This is a genomic window from Enterocloster sp. OA13 (genome assembly GCF_022440595.1).
Lineage (GTDB): Bacteria > Bacillota > Clostridia > Lachnospirales > Lachnospiraceae > Enterocloster > Enterocloster hominis.
Genome location: NZ_JAKNTF010000001.1, coordinates 1,419,674 through 1,438,123 on the forward strand (window position 1 = coordinate 1,419,674; position 18,450 = coordinate 1,438,123).

19 protein-coding genes are annotated in these 18,450 nt (G+C 50.8%); 12 read left to right on the plus strand and 7 right to left on the minus strand.

Annotation, left to right across the window (positions count from 1 at the left end; all coding sequences use genetic code 11):
• Nucleotides 1–33 precede the first annotated feature (33 nt).
• The gene (locus MCJ35_RS06245; protein WP_025482437.1) at nucleotides 34–1,233 is read left to right on the plus strand and encodes a nucleotidyltransferase family protein; all 1,200 of its coding nucleotides are present in this window, start codon (nucleotides 34–36) and stop codon (nucleotides 1,231–1,233) included.
• Nucleotides 1,234–1,275: 42 nt separating this feature from the next.
• Here the strand turns inward: MCJ35_RS06245 and MCJ35_RS06250 are convergent, their stop codons facing one another.
• The 7 genes from MCJ35_RS06250 to MCJ35_RS06280 form a co-directional block, all read right to left on the minus strand.
• Nucleotides 1,276–1,524, minus strand: a complete 249-nt coding sequence (locus MCJ35_RS06250; protein WP_025482436.1) for a carbon storage regulator — start codon at nucleotides 1,522–1,524, stop codon at nucleotides 1,276–1,278.
• Entirely contained in the window at nucleotides 1,496–1,996 is a 501-nt protein-coding gene (gene fliW, locus MCJ35_RS06255) for a flagellar assembly protein FliW (protein WP_025482434.1), read from the minus strand. Before fliW ends, MCJ35_RS06250 begins: the two co-directional genes overlap by 29 nt.
• A gap of 14 nt (nucleotides 1,997–2,010) precedes the next feature.
• Nucleotides 2,011–2,649, minus strand: coding sequence for a hypothetical protein (locus MCJ35_RS06260; RefSeq protein WP_051400539.1), 639 nt, complete (start codon nucleotides 2,647–2,649; stop codon nucleotides 2,011–2,013).
• Between the two features lie 52 nt (nucleotides 2,650–2,701).
• Nucleotides 2,702–3,778 carry a flagellin family protein gene (locus MCJ35_RS06265; RefSeq protein ID WP_240299401.1) on the minus strand — a complete coding sequence of 359 codons (1,077 nt, stop codon included), beginning with the start codon at nucleotides 3,776–3,778 and terminating at the stop codon, nucleotides 2,702–2,704.
• A 109-nt stretch (nucleotides 3,779–3,887) separates the two neighbouring features.
• Nucleotides 3,888–5,570, minus strand: coding sequence for a flagellar hook-associated protein FlgK (locus MCJ35_RS06270; RefSeq protein WP_025482430.1), 1,683 nt, complete (start codon nucleotides 5,568–5,570; stop codon nucleotides 3,888–3,890).
• 45 nt (nucleotides 5,571–5,615) lie between these two features.
• Complete coding sequence (gene flgN, locus MCJ35_RS06275; RefSeq protein WP_025482428.1) at nucleotides 5,616–6,098, minus strand: flagellar export chaperone FlgN; 483 nt, start codon at nucleotides 6,096–6,098, stop codon at nucleotides 5,616–5,618.
• A 17-nt stretch (nucleotides 6,099–6,115) separates the two neighbouring features.
• Complete coding sequence (locus MCJ35_RS06280; RefSeq protein ID WP_025482426.1) at nucleotides 6,116–6,421, minus strand: flagellar biosynthesis anti-sigma factor FlgM; 306 nt, start codon at nucleotides 6,419–6,421, stop codon at nucleotides 6,116–6,118.
• Nucleotides 6,422–6,628: 207 nt separating this feature from the next.
• Here MCJ35_RS06280 and MCJ35_RS06285 point away from each other — a divergent pair, with 207 nt between their 5' ends.
• The 11 genes from MCJ35_RS06285 to MCJ35_RS06335 all read left to right on the plus strand — a co-directional run bounded on the left by MCJ35_RS06285 (nucleotide 6,629) and on the right by MCJ35_RS06335 (nucleotide 18,413).
• Nucleotides 6,629–8,056 carry a hypothetical protein gene (locus MCJ35_RS06285; RefSeq protein ID WP_240299402.1) on the plus strand — a complete coding sequence of 476 codons (1,428 nt, stop codon included), beginning with the start codon at nucleotides 6,629–6,631 and terminating at the stop codon, nucleotides 8,054–8,056.
• On the plus strand, nucleotides 8,043–8,378 hold the full coding sequence (locus tag MCJ35_RS06290; RefSeq protein ID WP_240299403.1) for an EscU/YscU/HrcU family type III secretion system export apparatus switch protein: 336 nt from the start codon (nucleotides 8,043–8,045) through the stop codon (nucleotides 8,376–8,378). Before MCJ35_RS06285 ends, MCJ35_RS06290 begins: the two co-directional genes overlap by 14 nt.
• A 13-nt stretch (nucleotides 8,379–8,391) precedes the next feature.
• A complete protein-coding gene (locus MCJ35_RS06295) occupies nucleotides 8,392–9,774 on the plus strand; it encodes an N-acetylmuramoyl-L-alanine amidase family protein (protein ID WP_240299404.1) in 1,383 nt (460 codons plus the stop codon).
• Between the two features lie 16 nt (nucleotides 9,775–9,790).
• Nucleotides 9,791–10,936, plus strand: coding sequence for an N-acetylmuramoyl-L-alanine amidase family protein (locus MCJ35_RS06300; protein ID WP_025482424.1), 1,146 nt, complete (start codon nucleotides 9,791–9,793; stop codon nucleotides 10,934–10,936).
• Nucleotides 10,937–10,966: 30 nt separating this feature from the next.
• Nucleotides 10,967–11,731, plus strand: a complete 765-nt coding sequence (locus tag MCJ35_RS06305; RefSeq protein ID WP_025482422.1) for a lytic transglycosylase domain-containing protein — start codon at nucleotides 10,967–10,969, stop codon at nucleotides 11,729–11,731.
• Between the two features lie 22 nt (nucleotides 11,732–11,753).
• Nucleotides 11,754–12,368, plus strand: coding sequence for a PilZ domain-containing protein (locus MCJ35_RS06310; RefSeq protein ID WP_025482421.1), 615 nt, complete (start codon nucleotides 11,754–11,756; stop codon nucleotides 12,366–12,368).
• Nucleotides 12,365–13,477: a glycosyltransferase gene (locus tag MCJ35_RS06315; RefSeq protein WP_025482420.1), complete on the plus strand. Its 1,113-nt coding sequence runs from the start codon at nucleotides 12,365–12,367 to the stop codon at nucleotides 13,475–13,477. The genes MCJ35_RS06310 and MCJ35_RS06315 overlap by 4 nt, the downstream gene beginning before the upstream one ends.
• Nucleotides 13,478–13,580: 103 nt before the next feature.
• On the plus strand, nucleotides 13,581–14,438 hold the full coding sequence (locus MCJ35_RS06320) for a flagellin N-terminal helical domain-containing protein (protein ID WP_025482419.1): 858 nt from the start codon (nucleotides 13,581–13,583) through the stop codon (nucleotides 14,436–14,438).
• A gap of 183 nt (nucleotides 14,439–14,621) precedes the next feature.
• Nucleotides 14,622–15,554 carry a flagellin N-terminal helical domain-containing protein gene (locus tag MCJ35_RS06325; RefSeq protein WP_025482418.1) on the plus strand — a complete coding sequence of 311 codons (933 nt, stop codon included), beginning with the start codon at nucleotides 14,622–14,624 and terminating at the stop codon, nucleotides 15,552–15,554.
• A 128-nt stretch (nucleotides 15,555–15,682) separates the two neighbouring features.
• Nucleotides 15,683–17,059: a tetratricopeptide repeat-containing glycosyltransferase gene (locus MCJ35_RS06330; protein ID WP_025482417.1), complete on the plus strand. Its 1,377-nt coding sequence runs from the start codon at nucleotides 15,683–15,685 to the stop codon at nucleotides 17,057–17,059.
• A gap of 1 nt (nucleotide 17,060) precedes the next feature.
• Nucleotides 17,061–18,413 (plus strand): glycosyltransferase, encoded by a 1,353-nt coding sequence (locus MCJ35_RS06335; protein ID WP_025482416.1) that lies wholly within the window; start codon nucleotides 17,061–17,063, stop codon nucleotides 18,411–18,413.
• The last annotated feature ends 37 nt before the right edge of the window (nucleotides 18,414–18,450 follow it).

Below are 18,450 nucleotides of genomic sequence, written 5' to 3' on the forward strand. Positions count from 1 at the left end.
CTTTGAATCAGGTCACTGCGATGGGAGGGATATATGGATCGGTTAATATTTGAGGGACGTTTTCTTGTGAATCTGGTAGGCGGTATCGTGCGTCAGGATGACCTTAAGGCCATACACAGCAGGATTGACTGGGAGCATATGTACCGGACGGCAGATTACCACAAGATTGCCAATATAGTTTACTTGGGGATTCTTGGAAATGGAGAGAAGGTACCGGAACGTTGGATGGAACGGTTTTTTGGGCGGTATCAGGAGGCGCTTTTTTACAGTGACACATCGGAGGACGCTGAAAGGGAGATACTGACGCTTCTGGATATGATGGGAATCCCATGTGTCATTTTGACCACCAGCAGGATACGCCTCCTGTACCAGATACAGGAGATGTCCGCCAATAACCCGCTCAGGCTTAAACTTGACGGGGAGGACTATTCGCTGGCAAAAGGGTATCTGGTGGATTTGGGTTATGAAACAGAGCGGATTTATAAGGGATATGGGGAACGCATGGGGCGTCCATCCGGCTTTTGCGTGGAACTGTACCATAAAATACCATTCCGCACGCGCCCCTATGAAAAGGGGATGCAGCGTATCATGGAGACAGCCTTCATAAGGAATTCCTTCCAACATGTGAGGACCATTTCCATTGAAAACCGTTATGTTTTCATGGCGGCCCAGGCAGCATACCACTATACGGCAGATGAACTTTTAATAAGGGAAGTCCTGGACCTGTATCTATACCACAAGACGTGGAGGGAGGAAATGAACCGGGAGTATATCACCAACCGGCTGAAAGAGTTCCAGATTGATGGACTGGCTGAAAAAATCCTGCAGATTGCCTATATGTGGTTTGGTTCAAAGGAGGATATCCTGGGAGACGGACAGCCCGATGATATGGGGGTATATGATGTGCTGGAGAACCGGATCCTCAGCAGAGGGGCAATCACCCGGGAGACAGACCATCAGGCCCTGCGCCTGGCATCCTTGATAAAGCAGGACATTGAGAAGGAGAGACGAAAGGACAGGCGGGCGGTATTCATGGAACGGCTGGAGGGTTACAGGACGGCGTTCATGAGGAAATTCCGTTGGCTTTTCCCTGAATTCAGATATATGTGCGCCATCTATCCTTTCCTGGAAAAGATACCGGTACTGCTGCCTGTCTACTGGGCCCGCCGGGGAATCCGGCTTATGGCCGGCCTTCTGGCAGGGAAGGTTAAGGATAAGGATACCTATGAGTAATCATAAAGATGGAAATAGAGCTGGAAATCATGGTTTTCCAGCTCAGTATGTATCATGATTGAGGAGATGCTGACGCAAAGCGTCCTGAAGCGACCGGACCGAACTCTTTTCAGGAGCAAGGGAGGCCTTGTTCATCCTCTCCGCCTCGAACAGTTCCTCACGGACAACAGAAACCTGTTTTGGCGCCTCAATTGCAATGCGGACCCCGCTGGAAGCGCAGTCCGTAATCGTAATCCGGATGTCATCACCAATCAGGATGCTCTCATTCTTTTTTCTCCGCAGTATCAGCATTCCCATCACCCCTGTCATTTATATTTGGCGTCCCTGCCATGCCTGGAAAGGAACTTATCTCATGGCGGTAACCATAGCCGGGATTTTCAAGGACGACCTGTTTTCCGCTCCGTGTCTGTGGGTTGATTGCAAGGGGGCATTTCATATTGACCGTATTCTCAAGGTAGTTGTTCCGTATTACACATAGCGCATAGTAAGATAGTTCCCCGCTGTCTGACACATCTAAGCAGGTAAGATCTTCCTGGGAAACAATGGGGGAATAGTCCGGGGACAGGAATGCAGGGTTGATGACCACAAAGGCGACCTCCGGCTGTTCCGTGGACTGCATCAGAATCAGGGACCCCTCGTCTTCACTGAGACAGATCGGAAGATAGTATTTCAGATTGGGAAAGCCGAAAAAGCCTTCGGTGATGGTAACCAGGTCCTCCTGGTCATATTCCACCTCTCCATAATAATCAGTCTGTATATTCATAAGTTTCATGACTCCTATATTGATAAGTTCATATTGATTCCCGAGGAATCCTCGCGGGGAGGAATATAATGAAAGCCGCCGGTATATTCAAACTGTATATCGGGGTATTGTGTGACAATGGTCATGACAAGGGGCGGCACATAGGAAAGCTCGCCTTTTGCCACACGCAGTTCAAAAGAACCGCGCTGTACCGCATAAGCAGCCGCGGCTTCTGCCGGAACCTGGACAGAGGCGGTATGGACCGGGGTATCGGAACCATCGGATATAGCCGCCTTTGCAGAAGCCGGAGAGGCGGTATCCCCATTTGGAACGGAAACTGGGATGGACTGGCCGGTCCTTTGTCCGGAAGGCGCCAGGGAAATCTTACCGCCCTTTTTAACCATTGCCCCATGTCCGGTCCCTGCCATGGGGCCGGCAACGGGGGCTGCCGGATGGCTTGCTTTGGTTTCTTTTGAAAAAGCAGCATTCACCTGATTCAGGAAATCGTAGTCCACACAACCTGCAGCCCTAAACCGGGACCGGAAGGCCTGGTGGCGCACCAATGCTTTATGACGCTCCAAGGCCATGCTGTCTGCCGGAACCAGGCGTGCGTTCTGGGTGAAGCGGATGGCTTGAAAGGGAACCGAAGTGATTTTTATAAGCTGTTCCATCATGGGCACCTCCTTCCGGGCATTAAAAAAGTCAGGAAATCAGCTGTATCACCTATTATTTCACAAAATCAAATAAGGAGGATGACATCATGTTAGATCCGACCCGGAGGGCCGCGTTGTAGGACTGCTGGTAAGAAAACATCTCAGTTATGGCCTCATAGGGGTCTGCTCCCAGTTTTGTTTTATACTGCTCCGTCAGGGCCAGCTTGATGGTGGTCAGCTTTTCCTCGGTTGATTCCAGAAGGGAATACTTATTGCCCAGGTCGCTGTATACGGTGCTGACCGAATGCTCTGTTTCGGTCATTGTATCCATGATTGAAACAAGGGCAGAGGAGAAATCCTCCCTGCTCCCCCCGCCAATATAGTTATCGGAAGCAATGACAGCCTTGCCCACCAGTGCAATGGGACCGTTGTTCAGCCTGTTTATGACTTCGTCCCTTGCCTGGCTGTCCGGCATTGCGTTCAAAGCGCTGGAGGGAAGTCCGGTGATGAGGTTAAGACCGCCTGTATTGGTGTCCAGAAGCGTTTCAGGTTCCGAGATGTTGCCATATCCCACATCCATATAACCGGTCTCACGCATGGCTTTGACGATATTATCCAGGGTTTCATCACTGTCCGTACCAGTAGGCGGATTGCCTTTGGTGCCGCTGAATTCATATTGATAGGTCCCGTCCGGCTGCTGGGTCAGTGTCATCACCATTTTGGTGACACTGTCATCACCTGCAAACGTATGGGAAAATGTCAGCTCCCTGCCATCTGCACTTAGGGTGAAGGGCGGGGTGGTGGTGTCGCTGCCGCCAAAAATGTAATTATTCTGATACTGTGAGTTTAAATCATTGACCATGGACTGCTGCTTCTGGAGCAGGTCATCCCGCACTGTCTGCACAATCTGCATATCACTGTTATTGCTGTCAGAGCGGATATACTCTATCTTTTTCTTGGCCTCAGACAGCCTGTTCTGAATGGAACGGGCCCCAAGCTCCTGCTGATAGAGCCGGTTCTTCACATTGGTAATAAGCCCAAGCTTGCTCAGGGTGTCCTGGTACTGATTGTCTATTTTCTTGCCTTCATAGTAGGCCAGGGGATTATCGGCAGCGTTTTCGTAAGCTTTCCCGCTGGATACCTTATTCATGCTTTTATTCAGCCTACTGTGTACATCATTGATGGAATTTGTAAAATTCCGGTAGTATGATGAATTAGTGACGCGCATATTGTTTTATACCTCCATCATTCGGTTCTATTTATCTTCCCACAAGGCCGGTACCGCTGATTAGCGTGTTAAGTGCTTCATCCAAAGCTGTCATCAGACGTGAGGCAGCATTATAAGCTGAAAGATAGGTCATCATATTGGACGCCTCTTCATCCAGGCTGACTCCTGACATGGAATCCCTGGAATCCTGTATGCTGTTTAATACCGTCACATTGGTCTTAAGGGCGTTGATATTGCTGCTGGAGTCATTGGCCAGTATGGTGGATATATTATTCATATAGTCTGCAAAGGATTTATTCCCCAATTCAGGGTGGGCCTTTTTCATGTTATTAAGCATGGACAGAACCGTGTCCTTGGAACTGCCATCCTTTTTTCCCAGATGTACGGTTCCATTAATCCATTCTTTGCTGATACCGATGGTCAGGGCAGTGATATCTGCAGCAGGGTCGGTCCTGTTGGTGAGCAGTTCGCCCTGACCGCCTTCGGCATTGGCTTCGTTTATGATTTTCGCGAAATGGGAGGCCAGTTCATCCAGGCGTTTCATATAGTACTGATAGCCCCTCACATTATCCTGGACAGAAGAACCGGGTGCAACCGGGTCTCCGGTGCCTTTCTTGCCAAGCATATCCAGGCTGGCCTGTATGGAGCCTGAGGCGAGCTGGATACCGATGGCAGAGGCTGATTTGGCAGTCTGGCCGCTGGAAGAGGCAGGGGTGAATTGGATGGAAACAGCAGTGGGGTCTGAAGGATTACTGCCCACGGGGGTGAGCCTGCCATAGTTGCTGCCGAGCGTGCCTTCGGTGCCGTTGATAAGGGTAAGCCTGTTGGTGGTGCCCTCGGGGTCGGTAGAATCCCTGTATACAAGCTCTACCTTAAGATCATCCGGCCACTCTTTCCTGCCGATGATATTGCCTTTGGAATCATAATGGTAAAGCTCTTTGGGGGCATCGATGATATTGCCTGAAACCGGGTCCGTCATCTTACCGTCGTGTTCCGCGTCTTTAAAATAAGTCACTTCGATAGGGATGTAGCTGGCCAGCTCATCCAACAGGCTGTTCCGCTCATCCAACAATTCCAGGCTCTGCTGTCCAAGAATCTGATTCTGTTTAATCTGGTGGTTCAGATTCCCAATCTGACGCAGGATGTCATTGACTTTATCCACGGAGCCCTGTTCGCTGGTGCCTGTTCCGTCCAGCTTGCTCAACTCTGCCTTTTCGGCAGCTTCTATCTGACGGGCAGCATCGTTCAGGAGGTTGGTGAGGGACTGCATACGGGAACGGAGTTCGCTCTCATACACAGAGTCATTGCCTTTATCCTGCAGATTGCTAAGGGTGGACTGGACATCGTCAAATGCAGTACGGATTCCATCAATGTTGCTCTCGTCCAGGGCTTTGGACAGAGTGTCCAGGGCTGACTGCAGGGTATCGGAATATCCGGATTTGTTAATCTGGGCCCTGTACTGGGCATCCAGATAGGGGTCACGGATCTGGCTGACTTTATCCATGCTTACACCAAAGCCAACTGCAATCTGGGAACCGTTCATATAACGGGAAATGGGATTGCTGTAATTCAGGCTGGAAGTCTCAAGCTGCTGCCGGGTATAGCCCTGCGTGTTCATATTGGAAAGATTCTGTCCGACTATGTCCAAACGTTTCTGGCTGGCCTGCAGGGCCGAGAAAGCAGTGGAAAAGCCGGAAAATGTTGCTCGTATCATATGGTATCATCCTCCGGATTGTTGTTGGTGGCGGTAAGTGTCCGCCTATACGTATCGGTCGTGAAAAAAAGAAGAAGGTCCTTTGGCAGTCCTGCCGTTTTCATCGTACACCTCCCCTGTTGTGCTGGATAGGATTTGGCTGAATTCCCTGAGCCTGACATGTATCATCCGATCCGCGGTATCCTTTACCTCAAGGAGATGCTTAATCTGGCTGTCCAGCTGGGTGAACAGCGGGGAGAGGCGGTCAGCCTGTTCTACGGTGGCCTGGTTCAGGATCTGGCGGAAGGCAAGCCCCTTAAAGCTCATGGCATCAGCAAGCCGCAGGCGTTTCTGCTCCAGTCCCCTAAGCTGTAACAGGTAGACCTGTTCACGTTTAAGGATACCGTCCATCCTGTCATGAAAGCCCAGGGAAGCTGTTTCGGCTTTCTCTTCCTCAAGCCGGGCAATGTCCTGAATGGTATCGGTAAGCTGTTCAATGGAGCGGGCAAATTCCTCCAGGGTATCACTTGTGTGGTTCTGATTTTCCATGCTTTTATTCTCCTTAACTAACGGTAGCCAAGTAATTTCTCAGCGATGCGTCTGGCGTCCGGATGGTAGGTTCCTGATTCCACCTGCTGCTTTAAATACAGGACCCGCTCGCTGCTTACGCCGCCTTCCAGCCTGGCTGCGGCCTCCCGGGCAAGTACCCGGGCAAAGGATACATCATCTTCGGGATAAGGGGACCTGTTAAGCGATATCTTATCATAATTGCCAGCTTCCCTGCCGGCAGGCGTATTCTGTGTGTTGGTAGCGGAGGTAATGGACCGGTAGTCCGGATAATCCGTATTGCCGGTATAAAATTTGATGTTCATGACACCCTCCTTTCATTTCATGTTTCTGAAATTGGATTCCTTTTGCTGCTATACGTATGTTATCGGCGTTTTTTAAACGGGGATAAGGAAGTTTTAGAAAAAAAGAGAGAATTTTTTTAAAAATAACCCTAATGGTTATGGCAGAACGCGCCGATATATAAATAGATATGGACTGAATTTCTAAGTATAGTCCAATACGGAGGTATTATGGCTAATATCTTACAGGTAACCGGTCCTTCCCTGAATCCGGACCACAGGAACATATCGGACAGCCAGAGGGCTGCGGAGTATGGGGACAGCCAGAAAATCCAGAATCCGGTGGATCCGTCCCGTGTTGTCAGGGCGGACGGGCAGAAGGAAGGGAAAAGCGGGGACGCCACAGGAGAAAGAAGCTATAGCATAATTGACTATGAAAGCAATTATGGAGCTTTCATAAAGAATCTGGGGGAAGGCATGGAACTTCCCGGACTTTTGGAACAGCTTTTTTCCAGGGAGATGGCCGGACTGCTGTTTGGTGACCAGTCAGAGGTTGGGGAACTGGTAGAGAGGCTTCTTTCCTCTGTAAAGGCGGAGTCGCCGGAAGAACTGCTTTCATTCCTTAAGGGGCAGCAGCTTTCCCAGGCCAAGTTTTCAGGCCCTTTTTTTGACGGACTGAGGAACGTACTGTTCCAGGATGCCTCCGGGAATATGAAGGAAGCGGTCCTGGCCTTTTTAAAGACATATAATGATTACTCTTCAGGAAGCCATTTCCTTCAGCAGATGCATACCCTTACAGACGATATAAGCCATCTCCTGATGAATCCTTTCAGGGATGATTTCCGGCAGCTTATGGACGGCATGGACTGGGAGGCTGCCAATGGAGATACGGCAGCCAATACAAGCTTCCTGAATGGCAGGCTGATTCCATTCCTTTCCAATTATATATCCAGGAGCCACGATTATGGAGCGGTGAGGGATGCTGTCATGCATCTGATTTTCCATGCGGTGCGTTATGAGAACGGAAACCTGGACAGGCTGCAGCATTTGTTCGACCGTGTGGCGGAAAGCCGCGGTGTGGAGCGTTTCTTTAAGGATAATACAATGCCTCCTCTGGACAGCATATTGAATGCCCATGGGCAGAAGGAAAAGGGAGGGTTTGCGGACGCTTTTTCTTCCCTGCTGTTAAAGGGGGCGGGCGGTGAGGCGGGAGTGGAGAATATCCAGCAGTTTTATCAGATCATGAACGGCATGCTTCTGAATGAAAGCGTATACCTTCCGCTTCTGCATATCCTGTTCCCCTTCCAGTACCAGGGGAAGGATGTGATGTCGGAAATCTGGGCGGATCCGGATGCAGGCAGGGAGGGAGAGGATGGGGGCAGGAAGATAAAGATGCTGTTCCACTTTGACGTCCAGGGATTGGGAAGGTTTGAAATGCTCATGGTGTTCCGGGACCGGGTAGTGGATATGCAGCTTGGAGTGCCGCCTGTCCTTGCCGGCCGGTCCGGGGACATCCAGGAGCACGTGGCCGGAATCATGAAGAAGAACGGTCTGGATCCGGGCCGCCTGCTGGTAAGGGAAAAAACGGATAATCTGAGGATTGAGGATGTATTTCCGGAAATAAGGGATAAGGAGAGGACCATCAATGTCAGGATTTGAGGAATTGATGAAAAAAAAAGCCGTTGCCCTTAAATACGACGCCCAGAAAAACGGGGCACCTGTGGTTGTGGCTTCCGGCATGGGATATATGGCAGAAAAGATTACGGAAGCCGCCATGGAAGCCGGGGTTCCCGTATATGAGGATGATTCCCTTGCCACGCTTCTAAGCCAGATGAAACTGGGGGCAGCCATCCCCGGGGAACTTTACCAGGCGGTGGTGGACATATACATATATTTTCTTGGCTTTGTACCGGAGGGAATCACGGATGGCCGGGAAAGGCCCGGCGCCGCAGGCCAGGATCATATTGAGGATAAGATATAAGGAGGGACAGCAGATGCCATGCAGGTGGATTAAGGGGGCGGCAGCTATCATATTGGCCTGCTGCCTTGCACAGGGTGGCGCCGTTACATCCATGGCAGCCACCAAGCCTATTAAGACAGTCAGCGTGCGGGTGAATTCAAGGCTGGAAGCCGGAAGCACCCTGCCAGACATAGAGATTGGAACAGGAAACCCGGAAAATGGAAAGGTGCGGGTGTCTAGAGGCAACAGCAAGTACCATGTCTCCAGGGCAGAATGGGTGGATAAGGCCGGGGATGAGCTGAAGGCAGCGGATGAGCCCAGGATGAAGGTTACGCTGGAACCTGAGGATGTGGGGGAGGATTATTTCCTTGCAAGCTATAAGTCCTCGGATGTCAAGGTCAGCGGAGGTACGTTCGTATCCGCAAGGCGGGACGGGGACAGCCTGGTGGTGACGCTCAGGGTCAATGGTGTGAAGGGGGAGTATGACCCTCCTAAGGATGCCTTCTGGAATGAGAAGAATCTGGGTGAAGCCAGATGGGATAAGCCGGAGAATACATCCGGGTATTATGAGGTCCAGCTGTTCAGGGGCGGGAAATCTGTCCACAATATATCTAAGACATCGGCAGTCAGATACAATTTTTATCCGTATATGACAAAGGAAGGCGATTACACCTTCAAAGTAAGGACCATACCATCAACGGATATACAGGTGAAATACGGGAAGAAAAGCGAATGGATTGAATCCGGGGAGCTACAGATAACGGACCGGTATGTATCGGATGGCAAGGGACAGCAGAAAAAGGACAGTACCCTGACCCGTGGGACTGCGGATACGGTTGGCTGGATAAAGGAAGAAGAGGGCTGGCGTTACCGCTATCCGGACGGCGGTCTCATAAGGGGCGGCTGGGGACTGATTGATGGCCAATGGTATTATTTTAACATGGACGGTCTTATGCTTACCGGCTGGCAGAATGTGGACGGGCGGTACTATTATCTCTATCCTGACGGGCAGATGGCTGTGGGATGGGCCAGGATTGACGGAAGATGGTATTATTTCTCCACCGGGGAAGAGGCCGGGGAACCCGCAGGCTCCATGGCCGGGGCCGGCTGGAAGGTGATTGGGGCATATTATTATTATTTTAATGAAGACGGCTCCCTTTATACCGGATGGCTGTCCTTGAATGGCAGGAAGTATTATCTGAACACGGTGGACAACAGCCTTCAGGGAGCCATGTTCACCGGATGGATCATAAGGGATAGCCAGACCTTCTATGCGGATTCCAATGGGGAGCTGGTGGAAGGCTGGTGCCAGATAGACGGGAACTGGTATTATTTTTATCCGGGTTCCTATGAGATGGCAAGAGATACGCAGATCAGCGGTTTTTATGTGAACCAGGATGGGATATGGATACGGTAGCAGGAGGTGGTTCGGATTGAAGAAAAATAGGATGATGAAGACGGCCCTGGGGCTGGGCACAGCCATGACTGTTTGGATGGGGCTGTGTGCCTACGGTGCCCAGTCCAGCGTGATTGAGAGTGTGAACGTAACCTTTAAGACCGTCTATGGGGAGCCGGAAGAGATACCGGAGCCGGAAATCACGGTCAGCGGTAAAAGCTGCTTCTTTGGGGATGTCCAGTACCGCACGGATTATGATAACTGGAAACCGGGGCGCAAGGTCCGGGTGGAGGTCACGGTGGCGGCGGAGGACGGAAAATACTTCCCCGCCACCCTGAACCGGTCCAAATGCAAGGTCACGGGCGCTGACTTTGTGTCAGCCAAAGCCCTGGATGATTCCAGCCTTCAGGTGAAGGCGGATTACCGGCCGGTCACGGTGCTGGGAGATACACAGAAAGCAGGCTGGAGCGGTACGGCCAAAAAAAAGGCCGTGTGGAAATCCGTGGAATACGCGCCGGGTTATACCCTTACCCTGTACGGTGATAATAAAGTAGTTAAAAGGATGACAGTGGAAAGCAACAGTGTCAATCTGGCCGACTATATGACGGACATGGACAAAACCTATTATTATGAAGTAAAGGCAGTGCCTGTTACCTCGGATGAGAAGAAGTATCTGAAGGAAGGGCAGTATGTGACTTCCACGGACCAGGAGTTTGACTGGGAGGATTACGAGAAGGAAGAAAAGCGCAGCCAGGGACCTGGGGACGGTGGTTCCTTTAAAGGGGACAATTATGTGATGCCGGACGGTTCAAAGGCAGTTGACACATGGAAGCTTGTTTCCGGCAAATGGTACTATTTTGACGGCAGCGGAAACCGGGTAAAGGGCTGGCTTCATACAGGGGACAGATGGTACTATATGGACCAGAACGGCGCCATGTGTATGGGCTGGATCAGCCCCGGCGATGGATTCTGGTATTATCTGGGAGAAAATGGGGACATGCTTACGGGCTGGATACAGCCAAACCCTGGAACGTGGTATTATCTGGGGACTGACGGCCGGATGCAGACCGGCTGGATGAATGATAACGGAACCTGGTATTATCTGGACAGCAGCGGCAGCATGGCTGTGAACCGCACGGTTGACGGCTGGAACATAGGTCCTGACGGAAAGGCTTCAAGGTAAGGCATATCAGGATGAAAGGAGCAGGATAAAATGAGTTTAATCACATCGGCGGCAGAGGCCCGGACCATCATGAGGCAGGATGGAGGAAACGCCGGCCGGGTTTCTTCACAGGACAACTCCTTCCGGAGTGTGTTAAAGAATGGGATTTCAGGCATTGCGGAAGATATGGACACCATATTTGAGGAGGCGGCGGCAAGATTCAATATTCCTTCCGGGCTGATCCGGGCAGTGGCAAAGGCAGAATCCAATTTCAACCCCAAGGCCGTATCCCATGCCGGAGCCATGGGCGTCATGCAGTTAATGCCGGGAACAGCCCGGGGCCTGGGGGTATCAGATCCATATGACGCCAGACAGAATATCATGGGAGGCGCTAAGTATCTGAAGGAAAACCTGGAACGGTTTGGGGATGTAAGCCTGGCCCTGGCGGCGTATAACGCAGGACCGGGAAGCGTCCAGAAATATGGCGGGATCCCTCCCTATAAGGAAACCCAGAATTATGTCAAAAAGGTAATGGCTTATATGGGAGAGCCTGGCCTGAACGCTGGCAGGACCGTCACCACTGGAACTGGCAGTGCTTTTCCCGCCAGGGGAGACGGCCTGGCGCTTAGCTATCTGTACGGGGGGAAGTTAACCGGAAACAGCCTGACTGCGTCATCTGCGTGGATGGATAACCTGTCCGTCCGGCAGGAAGGGGACAGCATAGTCATGGACAAGGAGAGCTTTGCCAGTCTGGTACAGATGATGCGGATCCAGATGATGATGAATGCGGACCGGGAAGTGGGAGCGCTGATATAAGGGCAGAAGGAGTAACGGATATATGGTGTTAAAAGATTGCAGCAGATGTATGGTATATAACCAAAAGGGGCAGCGCCTGTCAGAAGCAAGGGTCGTTCACGTAAAGGACAGTGTTTCACTGTTCTTTTCTGATTATAAGTTTCAGGATTCACGTTTCCAGGCAAGGGTGGATTTTTTTGATGACCAATGCGGCCTGATTGTAACGAAATGTGAGGTCATCATACGTAGGAATCCAGCATACATGGAAACAGGGGAGCCATGGACCGCAGACTGCCGCATCCTGGATGTGAAGAATGTGGTTCAGCGTCAGAGGGATATACGGGCCAAGGTATATCTGGAGGTGGAGTTTGAACTGGGGAATGGGAGACATTTTTATGGTACAATCCGCAATCTCAGTGCGGGAGGATTATATATCACCACGGTCCAGTCTCTTAAGAAAGGGGAGGTCATATCCTTCCCTTATTGTTTCCGTACCCTGGAGCGGAGGTTCCATGTGTGTATCCTTTGGGTGAAACGCGTGGAGGGCGGAAGATACGGATATGGATGCAGGTTTATAAAGCTGACGGACGGAGCCGAGGCAGCCATACGTTCTTTTGTCTATAAAAAACTCCTGGAGAAGAGAAAGGACCTTACATGAAGATAAATCTGGTGATGATTGTCAGGAATGAGGAACGTTATCTGGAACGCTGCCTGAAAAGCGCAGTCCATCTTGTGGACCACATGGTCATAACCGACACCGGTTCCACGGACAGGACAAAAGAAATTGCGGGCAGCATGGGGGCGCTGGTTTTGGAATATGGGTGGACCGATGACTTTTCCGCTGCCCGCAACTTTGGACTGGACCATTCGGACGGGGACTGGAACCTGATCCTGGATGCAGACGAGATGCTGCGGTTTTGCTCTAGGAAAGCGTTGGAGGAACGGATATCCAGGCTGTCAGACAGATACGGACAGGCGTGGATGGGAGCCATTACCAGATACGATTCCTATCTTGACGGCGACGGGACCAGTGTCAGCACATCCCTGATTCCAAGGTTTCTTCCAAAAGGCATCCGGTATTCCGGAATCATCCATGAGCAGCCGGACACAGGAATCCCGTGCTATCCTCTGTATCTGGAGGCGGACCATGACGGTTACATCAACCGTGACAAAGGGGAGAGGAACCTTCCCTATCTTGAGAAAGCGGTCAATATGTACCCGGAGGACGTGTATTACAGGTTCCAGATGGCAGCCACCTTGCGGAACATGAAACGGCTGGAGGACAGCCTGGACTGGTTCCGCGGCTTTTATGAAATGGTGCCCCCACAGGCAGGCTACCGGACCGAGGGTGTGCTTTCCTACCTTTACACCCTGCTGGACCTGGGCGGGCCTGTCTGTCTTGATGAGGCATGGTGCATAATCAGGCGGGAGAAGCCCGTATTGGGAAAAAGGGCTGATTTCTGTTTCCTGTGCGGGCTTTTTTATATGAGGCTGGTGTTGTCGGACGTGAAGCAGTACTATCATCTGCTGCCGGAAATTGAAAGCAGTTATTTGGAGTGTCTGAGGATTGGGGAACACCCGGAACAGGGCGGCGTGGTTGGCGCAGGTTCCTTTAAGGCGGCCTATAATCTGGGGCTTTGGTATGAGGTGTCAGGCAACAGGGAGAAGGCGGGGGAGTACTACAGGCAGTCAGCCCTTGCCGGGTTCGGGCCGGCCTGGGAGCGGCTTGAGGATATTTTGGTCAAACCATCAGATTTTTCTTATTAATCCGGCAAAAACGCCGATAGACATAGTAAAGGAATTGAAAAGCATATCGGCAGCGCCCGGATAGGTGCAGGGCGGAATATAGACGGAAAGGCGGAGTGGACAGATGCAGATACAGAACAACATAGCATCCGTGAATTCATCCAGAAACCAGAAAATCATAAAAGGTAAATTGGATAAATCCTTAGAAAAACTGTCGTCCGGGTTTAGGATTAACCGGGCAGGGGATGATGCGGCAGGATTGGCCATCTCGGAATTGATGCGCAGCCAGATAAGAGGTCTTGACCAGGCCATGCGCAATGTAAATGACGGCGTAAGCATGACCAATACGGGGGAAGGCGCCCTGACAGAGATTCATTCCATGCTTCAGAGGATGAAGACACTGGCCGTACAGTCCGCCAACGGGACCTATAGTTCCACGGCCAGGGAAAATATCGAGTCAGAGCGGCTGCAGCTTCTGGATGAGATTGACCGGATCAGTCAGACCACGGATTTTGACGGTATCCCTCTGTTTAAGGAGTATCCCGGCGATACGGTCCCCGCATGGTTTGAACCGCCGGAGAAAGAAGGGGATATCACGCTCCAGATCGGGCATTCGCAAGCCGAGACCCTGGACGTGAAACGGTATTATATGGGGAGTAAGGAACTGCTCTTAAAGGATATGGATTTTACCACTGTGGACAATGCCAACCAGGCAGTGGATACGATTGAGGATGCCATTGAGGCCATATCCGATGTGAGGGCGTCCTTTGGGGCATCCTTAAACCATCTGGAACATACCAACAGCAACCTTGGTGTGACAAAAGAAAACATGACGGTGGCCGAGAGCCGGATCCGGGACACCGACATGGCGGAGCAGATTACAGCCTATACCACGGAGAATATCATACTCCAGTCATCCAATTCCATGATGGTCCACGCCAACAGCCTGCCGGATCTGGTAATCCAGCTGTTACAGGGATAAAGGATGAAAGAAAAAGTATAAAAACCCCTTATATATATTTTAAAATTGACGATATTCAAAATGTAAGGCAACATAATATAAATAGAGCTTTGCAGATACGCTCCATAAAGGGCCCTTATGGACGTATGGGCGGGGACAGGGAGGTTCCTGCCGGATATATTTAAAATCAAGGAGGAAATATTTATGGTAATACAGCACAATATAGCGGCAATCAATTCTTACAGAAACTTAGGCACCAACCAGAGTGCATTGAACAAGAACCTGGAGAAACTGTCATCCGGTTATAAGATTAACCGTGCAGGCGACAACGCTGCAGGACTTGCTATTTCTGAGAGCATGAGATCCCAGATTAACGGATTAAACCAGGCGGCAGCCAATGCCAACGATGCAATCGGCTTAATCCAGACAGCAGAAGGTGCCTTGACAGAGGTTCACTCCATGCTTCAGCGTATGACCACCCTGGCTACCCAGGCAGCAAACGGTACATACAACTCTGTTGCCCGTGGTAACATCCAGTCCGAGATGAACGAGCTGATGGCAGAGATTGACCGTGTTGCCAACAACACGGACTTCAACGGCATTAAGCCCCTGGAGAATAAGAACGGTTATTCCGCAAATCCTGATGCGGTTGGAGGTGCCATTGGTGGTAACAGACCTGGCAGTACCCACAAGATGACCTTCCAGATTGGTCCGACAGCCGGTGAAACAATTCTGGTCAGCGGACAGTCCATGACGGTTTCTGGTATCTTTAATGCTACCAGGGCTTCTTATAGTACTATGACCGGCAGCACTGTTGATGAAAACCACATCCTGTATGTTGGGAAAAATACCACAACCTACGCCAACAGGGCCATCACTGCTATCAAATCAGCCATCGATACCGTATCTTCCTACCGTGCTAAGCTCGGTGCTGCGCAGAACCGTCTGGAGCACACCATCAGCAACCTGGAAGTTACTTCTGAGAACATCACAGCAGCTGAGAGCCGTATCCGCGATACAGACATGGCTGATGAGATTACAAACTACACCAAGAACAATATCCTCCTGCAGGCTGCCCAGTCCATGCTTTCCCAGGCAAACGCAGCTCCTCAGGGCGTATTGAGCCTGTTACAGTAATTCTTTAACAGCGGTTGGTACTGGTTCCGCCCTTTCAGGCGGGACTACCTTAAGAAAAAGCCATTTCAAAAGCAGGTAGCTGAGAAATGGCTTTTTCCTTTACAGACAGAAGGTATGGAGGCATTATCTTGGAGAAACAGGGCGAAGTGTGTATTTCCCAGTGCATGATTGTAAAAGATGAGGAACATAACATAAGGAAAGCACTTTCATGGGGAAAAGGGATTGTCTGCGAACAGATCGTGGTGGACACAGGAAGCAGGGACCATACGGCCCAGATAGCAGAATCCATGGGTGCCAAGGTCTATCATTATACCTGGACCGATGACTTTTCCGCGGCTAAAAACTATGCAATCAGCAAGGCCAGAGGGGAGTGGATTGCATTCCTGGACGCGGATGAGACATTCGCTCCGGGACATGGGGAAAAGCTTCCGGGGATTTTAAGGCAGCTGGGGCCTACCAGGGCAGAGGGGGTAGCGGCCGGATGGATGCAGCTGGATGAAGATGGAAAGGTCAGCGCCGCAGGAACCCAGATCCGCATCTTCCGCAACCGGACTAATCTGGGCTACCGCAGGAGGATCCACGAACAGCTTGGATGGATGGACGGAACCCCCATGCATGTTGCTGACGCCACAGGGGAGCTTTCCATTCTGCACAGCGGTTACAGAGGTGCTGCGTGGGAGGATAAAAAGGTAAATGGAAGGAACCTGAACCTGATTCTTAAAGAGCTGGAGGACCATCCTGGCGACTATGAGATGATGGGGTATCTGGGGGATGAGTATTATGCGGCCGGGGATTTGGATAAGGCGGAGTCCTGGTACAGGGAGTCCATAGCATCCATGCCTTCCGTGTTGGACGGGAGGGACCAGAGAAGTGCGGCTACTTTTACATATCTTTTGCAGATTATGGAAGAAAATGGGAATGAAATCGATGAAATGCGGCCTATTTATGAAAAGGCTTCGGAAATCCTTCCAAAGGAAGCTGATTTTGATTATTTAATAGGTAAATATCTTGCGGCTGACAGGGATTATAAGGAGGCTGTATTTTACCTGGAACAGGCTTTGGACAAGTTTCAAAGGTACGGAAGTTATAACCGGGCCATGCTCATAGGGAGCCATTTGCGGGAAACATATGAACAACTGGCCCGTTGCTGCAGGAAGACTGGAAGAGATGAAAGGGCGGTGAGCCTGTGCATTGCCGTACTCAGGTCTGACCCCTATTCCATGGAGGCGTTGTACATCCTGCTGGAAGCATTCAGGGGAAATGGGCCCCGTCCGTCCGTGGCTCCTGAAAAAGCCATGGGCATATTGGAACAGCTGTATTGTCTCGATTCGATGAAAGACAGGCTGTTTGTCCTGAAGGCGTGCTCTAAACTGGGGTGGCCGGAGCTTGAGGCGTATATAAAGGAGCGGTTTACAGCGGAGGAGCTGTCATACATCCGTTCCGTATGGTCCGGCGCCATATCTGCCTGTCCTGAAGAAAAGACGCAAAGAGAGGGAGGAACGTAAGATGCGATGTGCAGATGTGCGGCTATCACAATGCATGATTGTCAAGAATGAGGAAAAAAACATTGAGCGGGCATTGTCCTGGGGAAAGGACATTGTGTATGAGCAGATTGTAGTGGACACGGGAAGCACGGACCGGACCGTCGAGCTTGCCCGGGCCATGGGCGCAAAGGTTTATGATTTTCAATGGATTGACGACTTTGCGGCTGCTAAGAATTATGCAATCAGCAAGGCGTCTGGGGAGTGGATTGCCTTTTTGGATGCAGATGAGTATTTTCCTCCGGAAGAGGCTAAGAAGCTGATGCCGTTACTGAACAAACTGGCGAGGACACGGTATTATGTCATGCTTACATCCTGGATGCATGTAGGCCGGGATGAGAAAATCTTTGCAGGCGGCGTTCAGACACGTATCTTTAAGCGGATGGAGGGCCTGCGGTATAAAAAAAGGATTCATGAGGAACTGGAACTGGACGGAGGCAGTATTGTTAACTGTACGGTGGATGCCAGCAATGAATTAGCCATCCTACATAGTGGATATGACCTTAATTCCAGTGAGGATAAGCAGAAGGGGGACCGCAATGCCAGGCTGATCCTTATGGAATTGGAAGAGCACCCGGACGATTATGATATGATGGGTTATTTGGGAGACGCCTATTATTCAATTAGGGATAATAGCGGGAGGGCAGAGGAATGGTACAGGAAATCCATTGACCGGATGCCGGCACATATTGACGAGTACGATGTCAGAAGCGCGGTTACTTTCTGGAAGCTCATGACAATTTTATTTAAAAAGAATGATGAGCAGGCCATGATGGAAATCTATGGAAAGGCAATCCGGCTGATTCCGAAGGAATGTGATTATGATTATGTTGCAGGTAAATTCTATGTGGGAAAACAGGATTTCAAAAAAGGCGCATACCACCTGGCGAGGGCGCTGCAGATCCTTGAGAAGCATGGAAGCGTTAACAGGGGTGAACTTCTCACCGGCAACCTCCAGGGAACATGGGAACTTCTTGCCATGTGTCATTATCAGAACGGGGAACTTGACAAATGCGTTAAGTGTTGTACTGCCCTGCTGAAAGCGGACCGTTACCTTATGTCAACCCTGGTCATGATGCTCTGTGCCTTTAAATGGGATGAAGAGAGGGATGCCGCTAAGGCCGCTGATGCCGCAGACGTGGCCATGTTCCTTGGAACCATCTATGATATGAACAGCTTAAAGGACCGTATCTTCATCCTGCGGGCCGCCATGAAAGCAGATTACGGGAATCTGGTGAAGGTGGTCAGGGGCACATGTTCCAGCGAGGAACTGTACTGCTTTGACCGCTCCATGGAACAAAGAGGCCGGCAGCCTTAGGAAGGCGCCGGCTATAGGATTGCCATATGATGGCGGA

Coding starts and splice junctions, on each gene's coding strand:
- MCJ35_RS06245 (WP_025482437.1), top strand. CDS start 34: ATGGATCGGTTAATATTTGAGGGACGTTTTCTTGTGAATCTGGTAGGC.
- MCJ35_RS06250 (WP_025482436.1), bottom strand. CDS start 1,524: ATGCTGATACTGCGGAGAAAAAAGAATGAGAGCATCCTGATTGGTGAT.
- fliW (WP_025482434.1), bottom strand. CDS start 1,996: ATGAATATACAGACTGATTATTATGGAGAGGTGGAATATGACCAGGAG.
- MCJ35_RS06260 (WP_051400539.1), bottom strand. CDS start 2,649: ATGATGGAACAGCTTATAAAAATCACTTCGGTTCCCTTTCAAGCCATC.
- MCJ35_RS06265 (WP_240299401.1), bottom strand. CDS start 3,778: ATGAATAAGGTATCCAGCGGGAAAGCTTACGAAAACGCTGCCGATAAT.
- MCJ35_RS06270 (WP_025482430.1), bottom strand. CDS start 5,570: ATGATACGAGCAACATTTTCCGGCTTTTCCACTGCTTTCTCGGCCCTG.
- flgN (WP_025482428.1), bottom strand. CDS start 6,098: ATGGAAAATCAGAACCACACAAGTGATACCCTGGAGGAATTTGCCCGC.
- MCJ35_RS06280 (WP_025482426.1), bottom strand. CDS start 6,421: ATGAACATCAAATTTTATACCGGCAATACGGATTATCCGGACTACCGG.
- MCJ35_RS06285 (WP_240299402.1), top strand. CDS start 6,629: ATGGCTAATATCTTACAGGTAACCGGTCCTTCCCTGAATCCGGACCAC.
- MCJ35_RS06290 (WP_240299403.1), top strand. CDS start 8,043: ATGTCAGGATTTGAGGAATTGATGAAAAAAAAAGCCGTTGCCCTTAAA.
- MCJ35_RS06295 (WP_240299404.1), top strand. CDS start 8,392: ATGCCATGCAGGTGGATTAAGGGGGCGGCAGCTATCATATTGGCCTGC.
- MCJ35_RS06305 (WP_025482422.1), top strand. CDS start 10,967: ATGAGTTTAATCACATCGGCGGCAGAGGCCCGGACCATCATGAGGCAG.
- MCJ35_RS06310 (WP_025482421.1), top strand. CDS start 11,754: ATGGTGTTAAAAGATTGCAGCAGATGTATGGTATATAACCAAAAGGGG.
- MCJ35_RS06315 (WP_025482420.1), top strand. CDS start 12,365: ATGAAGATAAATCTGGTGATGATTGTCAGGAATGAGGAACGTTATCTG.
- MCJ35_RS06320 (WP_025482419.1), top strand. CDS start 13,581: ATGCAGATACAGAACAACATAGCATCCGTGAATTCATCCAGAAACCAG.
- MCJ35_RS06325 (WP_025482418.1), top strand. CDS start 14,622: ATGGTAATACAGCACAATATAGCGGCAATCAATTCTTACAGAAACTTA.
- MCJ35_RS06335 (WP_025482416.1), top strand. CDS start 17,061: ATGCGATGTGCAGATGTGCGGCTATCACAATGCATGATTGTCAAGAAT.